Raw genomic sequence first — 9,596 nt, forward strand, 5'->3', positions numbered from 1 at the left:
TAATTAGAAGGTATAAGTAGCAGAACCTTTAATGAAAATTGGTGTTCCTGGAGTAAAATGAAAATCATCTACTGGCATCGTTTCTTGTCTGAGGCGTGAAGCATCATAAAATACGGCTTCCATCCATTGGCTATTCAACAAATTCTGAGCAGAAACACCAAAGGTTAAACTCTTATAGGTATAAGACAAAGAAGCATCCAGCAAAAAGTAAGGATCTGCCATGACCGATTCATCTTCAATCAATGGGCGAATCCCCATATACCTCATTCCAATATAAGCGTCTATTCCAATAGGGTGATTATAGGAAATAGAAGCCGTAGATGTAAACCTCGGAGCGGAAGGAATACTATTGGCATCTTCAGGCTCTTCTAGCAAAATTCCATAGCTATAATTTAAGGCTAGATTTAGCCATAGATTGCGGATGGGTTCATATTTGGTAGAAAAATCAAGGCCATAGCGCAACGATTTTCCATTGTCTTCAAACTCTCCAGCATCGGGTACAAATAGGTATTCTGCATCACTCTGAATCAGCCAAGTTGTTGCCGAAACAATCCATTTTTTAGCAATTCTAGCTACTCCACCAAAATCAGCAGACAAGGCTCTTGGTAATGGATCAACACTTAAGTTTTCAACGGCAGCTTGTGCATAATTAGAATGGAAGCCACTTCCGCCTTTTAAGAACAATTGAAGCTCTGGGATGGGATTATAAAAAATAGAAATTTTAGGGCTAAATCGGTGGGCAATTCGTCCTTTTGAGCTTTGTTCTAATTGGTTGTTTACCTTAAATTGAAATAAATCAAGACGAGTTCCAAACTGTACAATCCATTGCTCGTTTAACCTCCATCTTTCTTTGATATACAACCAATAATTTATTTCTTGGACGTTGTTATTATCATTAATCGCTAAAGCTTTTCTTTGAATAGAAGATAGCATTTTGGAATGCGTGAAATCAGCACGAATTCCTGCTGAAATTGTACTTTTTAAAGTAGTCCTAGCGAATAGCTTATCGTTTCGATGGTACTCAAAAGTATAACCAAACAAATTCCTTTGCTCCACTTGATCTATCATATCCCCGTTTAGGCTGTCGTTCAAGAAAAAGGTGAAATTTGAAAACAATTGGTATTGATTGTTAGAATAGTATGCAAAGTTGTTAATGCGCTGATTCTTTCCCAATAAAGAAGCTAACTTTATACTTGCGTTAATTCGTCCAGTGCTTCCACCTTCGGTATCATCAATAGCGCCAAACCATCCAATCGTATTATTGGTAACAGCCCTTAATGGAATTTGCCCTGAAGCGTCCCAACTGCTCTTAAAATAAGAAGCACCAACAGTCAAGGAAGTAGACGACCCAATTTGGGTGTTGTACTTAAACACAGCATTTAGCTTTTTGAACTTTTGATCGGCTTCAAAAAAGCCTCGGTTAAGCGTTCCTTCTATTGCTAAAAATGCTTTTTCGTAATTTTTCTTGGAAAAAAATCGATTCTTAGGGGTTAAGTTCAATCGAACAAGCCCTCTCAAAAATCCATATTGGCCAATATCTAATTTTATAGAATTTTTAGACAAGCCATTAATCATTTTGAATCTAGCTGCTCCAGAAACAGCAAAGTTTCCATTTTGTATTTCATGAGATCCTTTGTAAAAATCAGCATCTTGGATAAGTTCAGGAATCATAAAATGCATATCGGCATAACCTTGACCATGTGCATGGTTGGATAAGTTAATGGGAATTCCATCTACAAAAACCGCAAAATCTGTCCCATGGTCATTGTCAAAACCTCTCAAAAAAATCTGTTCGGCCTTGCCGCCTCCAGCATGTTGAGCAATAAACACTCCGCTCATTGTACGAAGCAAGTCTTGGGCATTGTTTGCAGGCATTAGCTTCAAGTCAATTTTATCTATTTGCTGTGTCCCTAAAGTGGTGTTCCTATCAGCAACAATGCTAATCTCTTGAAGATATTCGCTACCCACTTCTAATTTAATTTGAGGAGCAGCAATTATATCTCGAAAAATAACGGTCTGTGTTTTATAGCCTAAACAAGAAAACTCAATGGTATCAGTAGGGCTGCCTTCTATCCTAAACCAACCAACATCATTGGAAGCCGCAACTACTTTTGTTTGTTTGTTGAATACATTGACAAAAGGAATAGCAAGCCCTGTTTGGTGCTCAACAATTTGAGCGTGGACTTCTTCTTTTGCAAAAAGGGATGAATGAAAGAAAAAGAAAAAGAAAATAAGGACAAAAAAATAGCTTCTCATTGTTTTACATAGATTAGATTGTTGTAAAAAAAGAAGCTTTGGGATAGGTGTATAATACACAGAATCTTTGCCCTACTATAAAAGGCAAGATTTAAGATGTAGCTGTACACAATAAACTTTTATTCCCGAAAGCTCTATTTGTATCGAAATATATGGCAGGTCTTCTGACTTACTCCGCTTTTGATTACCTTCCCAGCTTATAGCCAGTGGTTTTTGCTTATCAAAAGTTGTTTAGGAGCTTACAGCTGCGGGTACAGTTCTTGATTTTCACAAGATTCCCTTTTAATTTTGAAGCATAAAATCACATTCATTTATGCTTCAAAAACCTAAATATTTTTGCGAAGATATTCATATTATTAAATCTATCGCAATAGACTTGTACTTTATTTCAAATAAATTTAATTAGCGCTCCTCTCCTATGCGACTATGGTTACCATTCTGGAGGAGCCTCAGAGTAGTATAATTTTTTGTGGGTAGCATCATAGAGCCCTCGGTTCCATAAATTTGTTTTTACTTTGATTTTGCTACCATTCTTGAAGAAATTAGGAACTTTTCTAAAACCTACAGAATTAGCTCTTACCAAATGGTAATTATTGAGCAACAAATCTTTTTTGGGAGGAGACTCCTCTCCTTTTTTAAATTTTAGGAGTTCATTTATTGATGCTGTTTCAAAAATATGGTGGACACTTCGATCTAGCCGAATTACAGTAGTGACCTCCTTACTTTTAAGCAAATTAACCTTGTCCCATTTTAAATAAGACCAACGGCAATAAGTTTGTTTAAGTCCTATCTTTACAATTTTCTTCCCATACACTTTCATAATGTATTTAAAGAGTTTAGGGTTTTTCTCCCATAGAATTACTCTTCTTGAAATGAATGAAGAACTCCATGTATTATCTTTTTCTGTATATGCCAAATCTGATTCTGAATAGATCAAATCAAACGTTATTTTATTGCTGTCTACCTTTAATAAATTTCCATTTTTAATGACATCTTCATCTCCTAGCTCTATAGGAGTGCTTATCAACAAAGACAAATTGAGAGTATCTTGAGTCCAATTTTCTAACCAATAAAAATAATGTTTTTTGCTATTTCCATCCTTCAAAGCCTTAACTTCAAAAAAAAGATCCTCATTAATGGTGAATTTTTGAGCTCGATGCAAACTAAGCGGATAATCATCACCTTCTACAGCAACGATATAGTATTGATCCATAAATTGTTCGATCTTAACAATCTGCGACAATTCTTTTGAATGAACAAATCTATCAGGTGGCAATAAGATCCAATCCCCACTAATTTTTAATTTAGATTGAGCAAAAGCGGAAGAAATAAAAAAAAGAAAAAAAATTGTTCTCATAAAATTTTATACTTAAAGATTTTTTGTCCAAAAATTGATTTTTTTTTGTTTTTATTTATTAACTTATAATATAATCAACCCATTATACAAAACAAAAAAAGCTTATGTATACCCCTGAAGAACTCAAAAACATCCTTCTTTTATTTAAATCAGGAAGCCAAGAAAATATTGAACTTGCTCTGCAACTTGCTAAAAACTCAAATGCAGATTTGCCCTCTTTACATTTTGAAGAACTCTTTGATTATTTGGTAGCGATAAAAGTATTTCCTCCCCAAAGAGATATTTCTCTTGCCGAAAAAATTTATCAAATTTTAGGAACAGAATCATTATCTATAACCATAGACGATCCTCAATATGCTGTTATTCCTGCCAGTATTTTTTTCTTTAAAAACTTAAAAAAACTAAGCATTGGAGCTAAAGTAAAAGTATGGATTCCACATACCATTTCTTATTTTGAAGAATTAGAAGAACTTGAAATTTATTTGCTAAATCAAAAAAACATTCCATTATCTATTTTTGAAATTTCTTCTTTAGTTAAGTTAGATTTAAGCTTGAATTTATTCAAAGAACTACCAAGAGATATTTGGAAGCTTAGAAATCTCGTTGAGCTTAACTTAATGAATTGCATCCACCTAGAAGCTATTCCTAACGAGTTATTTGGTTTGCCTAAATTAGAAAAAGTATATCTTGTTCAAACACGCATTGATCAGATCTCCCCTTCTATTGCGTATTCAAAAATCAAAGAGTATACAATTGAGTTCGATACCGCAGGAAAAAAACTATTGGCCGATCCTAAAATTGGAAAAAAATTACTAAAAAATATAAGTAAGGAAACTAAGTGGGGCTGTGATTTTATGGAAGCTATGAAATTGCGAACTTTTTCTCAATGGAAAATTAATAATATCCCAGATGAAATAAAAAAACAGGGTCTGGAGTCCATTAAACAATTTTTTAGAGAAAAAAGATAAATAATTAAGCCACTTCCCTCCCATTAATGTTTCTTTTAAAAATGGAAAGCTGCCCCTAGTTCCATTCCTATCTCATAAGGAAATATCATTAACCCAGATTCGGCTATATGTGTGGTTTGCTCGTGTTCAATGTATCTCATCTTAGGAATAAAATGAGCACGACTAGATAACTGACCATAAACACTAATTCTATCAGAAGCTTGATACGAAAGTCCTAAACCTATATGTGCTGCTAAGGAAAGAGAAGTCATATTATCATGATAGGCCAAACCTATTATGGCATTGATCCCTCCTTCTATATAAGGACTCCATTTTTTTTGTCCCAAATGATATTGAAAAGCCAAAGGAATTTCAACATTCCAAGTTTCCAGCATTGCTGATTCATTTGTATCGTTAATTGTTTTCAAATTCCAATTTGAAAATCTAATTCCAGCTTTTGCAAAAAGCCTAGGGATTAATGCACGTTGGTAATCTAATCCAAATCGATAATTTGGAGCAAAAGAAATCGTTTTGGGATAATTAGAATTAGAAGATGGTCCTAGGTTCATAGAAAGTTCTGACTCTCCTCTATAATATTGACCGACTCCACTTCCGATTGCTATTCCTGTTACTGCATTAATGGAATTTTTCTTTTTTAATTCTTGTGCTGAAAGGATAAAAGGTATTAGGAGGATAATAATTAGAAATGCTTTTTTCATAGAGATCGTCGTTTTTATTTATTAGCAATAACGGATTAGTATTGCTAAATGTTAATTCTATTGTGTTAAAATTCCAAATTTAACACAATCCCCCTCTCCTATAGCTTTCTCTTAGCCCTACTAGAATTGATGGGTAAAAAATCAATTGTATTTTTCATCTCCTTAATTGGCAATATTTTTACGAATGAGTAAAATTCATCTCTAACAAATTAACATCAACTAGACTTATAATAAGCTCAAATTGCTTAACTTACTTTGAAACTTCTTTCTAGTAGCATAGATAGATTAACAAAATAATAAATCAATATTCTCAAATTCACAGAATCAAATATTTTTATAAATGAGTAAAATTAAATACTAAAAAAGCACTGCCGCAAAACAATTTGCAACAGTGCCCAACTAAGCCCTTTTATTTGATTTAAATGCTATTCTTTTATCATTTTAACAATTTGTACGTTGCCCTTCGTTTCTACTTTAACAAAGTAAACTCCTGTTATCAAACGCTCTACTGGCAATTCAATTTGTTTTGCTGCTTGATATGCTTGTTGAAGAAGCACCCTACCATTGATGTCTAGAATTTCTATCGCTACATCTTGACTACTTTTTAATTCAATTGTTAGATAGTCTTTAGTCGGAGTAGGATAAATTTTAAAAGACAAAGTTTCTTTGGCGATCGTTCCTATGCTTAGGTTTGTGAAATTTACACAGTTTGAAGTATCTACACAATTCGTATTGCTCAGGATCACGGCGTAATTTCCATTTGAAGTAGGTACAAAACTTTGGTTCGTTGCTCCAGCAATAGGAACGTTTAAAGAATCACAATTAATCCACTGGTAATTTACGCCTGCTTGATTGGCTATCAAAGTAGTGCCATTTATAGCTACCGTTACATCTAGGTTGGTAATTGTTAAATTCAATGTCACTACGGAATCACAGCCTGCTGCATTGGTCAAGGTATGTGTAGCCGTATTGTTACTAGAGGTATATACATTTCCATCTATCCACGTATACGTATCACAAGCCGTTTGCGCATCTACTCCACTTGTACTATTTAAAATTGTCAAATTTAATGTCACTACGGAATCACAGCCTGCTGCATTGGTCAATGTATGCGTAGCTGTATTGTTACTAGAGGTATAAGTATTCCCATCTATCCACGTATACGTATCACAAGCCGTTTGGACATCTACTCCACTTGTGCTGTTTAAAATTGTCAAATTCAATGTCACTACCGAATCACAGCCTGCTGCATTGGTCAATGTATGCGTAGCTGTATTGTTACTAGAGGTATAAGTATTCCCATCTATCCACGTATATGTATCACAAGCCGTTTGTGCATCTACTCCACTTGTGCTATTTAAAATCGTCAAATTCAACGTCACTACGGAATCACAGCCTGCTGCATTGGTCAATGTATGTGTAGCCGTATTGTTACTAGAGGTATATACATTTCCATCTATCCATGTATACGTATCACAAGCCGTTTGTGCATCTACTCCACTTGTGCTGTTTAAAATCGTCAAATTCAATGTCACTACCGAATCACAGCCTGCTGCATTGGTCAGCGTATGCGTAGCCGTATTATTACTAGAGGTATAAGTATTTCCATCTATCCATGTATACGTATCACAAGCCGTTTGCGCATCTACTCCACTTGTACTATTTAAAATTGTCAAATTCAACGTCACTACCGAATCACAGCCTGCTGCATTGGTCAAGGTATGTGTGGCCGTATTATTACTAGAGGTATATACATTTCCATCTATCCATGTATACGTATCACAAGCCGTTTGTGCATCTACTCCACTTGTACTATTTAAAATTGTCAAATTCAACGTCACTACTGAATCACAGCCTGCTGCATTGGTCAATGTATGTGTAGCTGTATTATTACTAGAGGTATAAGTATTCCCATCTATCCATGTATACGTATCACAAGCCGTTTGTGCATCTACTCCACTTGTGCTGTTTAAAATCGTCAAATTCAATGTCACTACCGAATCACAGCCTGCTGCATTGGTCAGCGTATGCGTAGCCGTATTATTACTAGAGGTATAAGTATTTCCATCTATCCATGTATACGTATCACAAGCCGTTTGCGCATCTACTCCACTTGTACTATTTAAAATTGTCAAATTCAACGTCACTACCGAATCACAGCCTGCTGCATTGGTCAAGGTATGTGTGGCCGTATTATTACTAGAGGTATATACATTTCCATCTATCCATGTATACGTATCACAAGCCGTTTGTGCATCTACTCCACTTGTACTATTTAAAATTGTCAAATTCAACGTCACTACTGAATCACAGCCTGCTGCATTGGTCAATGTATGTGTAGCTGTATTATTACTAGAGGTATAAGTATTCCCATCTATCCATGTATACGTATCACAAGCCGTTTGTGCATCTACTCCACTTGTGCTATTTAAAATCGTCAAATTCAATGTCACTACCGAATCACAGCCTGCTGCATTGGTCAACGTATGTGTAGCTGTATTATTACTAGAGGTATAAGTATTCCCATCTATCCATGTATACGTATCACAAGCCGTTTGCGCATCTACTCCACTTGTGCTGTTTGAGACATTTAACAACAATACCAATATTGAATCACAGCCCATGACATTTGTCAGTGTATCAAAATAAGCACCTGCTGTTGTAGCTACTTGTGATCCCCAATAAATAGTATCTCCATAACAGATACTACTATCAATTAGCATACGATGCCCACAATCAAATTCTGCTGCCCCAACATCTCTACGAGCATCTCTAATAAACCCATTCTGTGCTGATGAGAAATCAGAAGGATTTCCTGCATTTATAGCTGTACTTCCCCACATGGGTAGCCTAGTAAGCGTTGTGCCACCATTATCTTGCAAAGGGCCTAAATTTAAACCACTAGATGAGAAAATAGAATGGGTTGGCGTATAATATTGTGAAGGGTTAGAGGAAACACCCCCTAAAATGATGCTGCTGATTGATTTAAATTTATGATAAAATCCTGTATTTCCATGATATGGATTAAAAGGAGATGCATAGTAATTAGCTCCTTGCATCAAAGTAGAATTAATGATATTCAAATTTGCTTCAAAAGAACTATTGGCTCGAAAATCTACAGCCCTTCCAGCATTATTAGTAAAGGTACTTGTTCTTACAGAACAGTTGGAACGACTGCGACTCGTATACTGTCGTACTACAGATTGCCCTCCTGTATTTCGATAAAAGGTACTCTTATTTATACTAGTATTAACAGACGTAACAATAGAACGAGAAGCACTAGAAGAAAAGTAACTCCCCTCTTGCACTAAAATGGCACTACCTTCACCAACTGAGCTATTTCTATAAAAAAAGCAACCAATTACCGTTAGATCTAATCTACGTTTTTCAGACCCAGAGGCCACATAATAAGTCAACCCAATCGCTCCTCCTTCATGAGAATCGTTGTTTTCAAACTTTGAGTTGTGAACTTCTAGTTTCTTATTGATTAATTGTCCGACTCCTGAACTACTTATGCTAATAGCACCTCCTTTAGAATTTGCATAATTATTCTTAAAAACGCTATTTTTAACAATCAATTCTTGTGTAATCATATACCGATACGATGGAATAGAAGTAGGGGTTGATCCCCCAAAAAAGATTCCACCTCCATAACCACCTCCAGACTGATACTTATAACCATCCTTTACACAAATACTATCTATGGTCGTTCTTTTTTTTTGGTTGGCAGAAATGGCAAAAGGAATTTGGTAATCTTGAACCGTAAATACTCTTGATGTCCCCCCTCCACTAACATAAACCGTGTCTGTAGCATTGTATAGACCAATTAAAACAACCTCCCCAAGATTAATCGGCGAAGATACTGTAATTGTTACGCTACCATTGTTTAGTAAATTGGGATGAAAACGGATGGTATCACCTGCTGTATTAACAGTTGCTGCTGCTGCCGATCTTAACGAACCAGCTCCACTATTGCTAACAGATGTTACCCAATAAGTATTACCCCATGCTTGTATTGCTCCTAAAAAGAAAATCAAACTAAAAAAGTGCTTCATTTTTTTTAATTAATAGATTAAGAAGTTTTTAAATTTTAAAACAACCTGCCTGTCTCAACAATCATCTTTTGTTGAGTTGCAAAAGAGCTTCTTTTCTATCAAAATGACAATTCATATTTTGACTAGCTTTTAGGTATCCACACGGACAATCATAGCAACACCAAATTGGTTATCAATTGATTAATTGCTTTTTTTTTAATAATTCAATGCCCTTAAAATATTCTTTATAAAGTCCTAGAAGGTCTTTAATAACAAAAGGACC

5 protein-coding genes and 1 riboswitch are annotated in these 9,596 nt (G+C 35.2%); of the genes, 1 reads left to right on the forward strand and 4 read right to left on the reverse strand.

Annotation, left to right across the window (positions count from 1 at the left end; translation table 11 throughout):
• Positions 1 to 3 precede the first annotated feature (3 nt).
• Together AsAng_RS08855 and AsAng_RS08860 are read right to left on the reverse strand one after the other, a co-directional pair.
• Complete coding sequence (locus AsAng_RS08855; protein WP_264792412.1) at positions 4 to 2,256, reverse strand: TonB-dependent receptor; 2,253 nt, start codon at positions 2,254 to 2,256, stop codon at positions 4 to 6.
• 137 nt (positions 2,257 to 2,393) lie between these two features.
• Positions 2,394 to 2,601: riboswitch (cobalamin riboswitch) on the reverse strand.
• Positions 2,602 to 2,686: 85 nt separating this feature from the next.
• Complete coding sequence (locus tag AsAng_RS08860) at positions 2,687 to 3,613, reverse strand: hypothetical protein (protein ID WP_264792413.1); 927 nt, start codon at positions 3,611 to 3,613, stop codon at positions 2,687 to 2,689.
• Between the two features lie 104 nt (positions 3,614 to 3,717).
• On the opposite strand from AsAng_RS08860, the gene AsAng_RS08865 reads away from it, so the two are divergent.
• Positions 3,718 to 4,581, forward strand: a complete 864-nt coding sequence (locus AsAng_RS08865) for a hypothetical protein (RefSeq protein ID WP_264792414.1) — start codon at positions 3,718 to 3,720, stop codon at positions 4,579 to 4,581.
• Positions 4,582 to 4,616: 35 nt separating this feature from the next.
• Here AsAng_RS08865 and AsAng_RS08870 read toward each other — a convergent pair whose 3' ends face one another.
• Both AsAng_RS08870 and AsAng_RS08875 read right to left on the reverse strand, forming a co-directional pair.
• A complete protein-coding gene (locus AsAng_RS08870) occupies positions 4,617 to 5,279 on the reverse strand; it encodes a hypothetical protein (RefSeq protein WP_264792415.1) in 663 nt (220 codons plus the stop codon).
• A 425-nt stretch (positions 5,280 to 5,704) separates the two neighbouring features.
• Positions 5,705 to 9,334: a T9SS type A sorting domain-containing protein gene (locus AsAng_RS08875; protein ID WP_264792416.1), complete on the reverse strand. Its 3,630-nt coding sequence runs from the start codon at positions 9,332 to 9,334 to the stop codon at positions 5,705 to 5,707.
• Positions 9,335 to 9,596 lie beyond the last annotated feature (262 nt).

It is taken from the genome of Aureispira anguillae (assembly GCF_026000115.1).
Taxonomy (GTDB): domain Bacteria; phylum Bacteroidota; class Bacteroidia; order Chitinophagales; family Saprospiraceae; genus Aureispira; species Aureispira anguillae.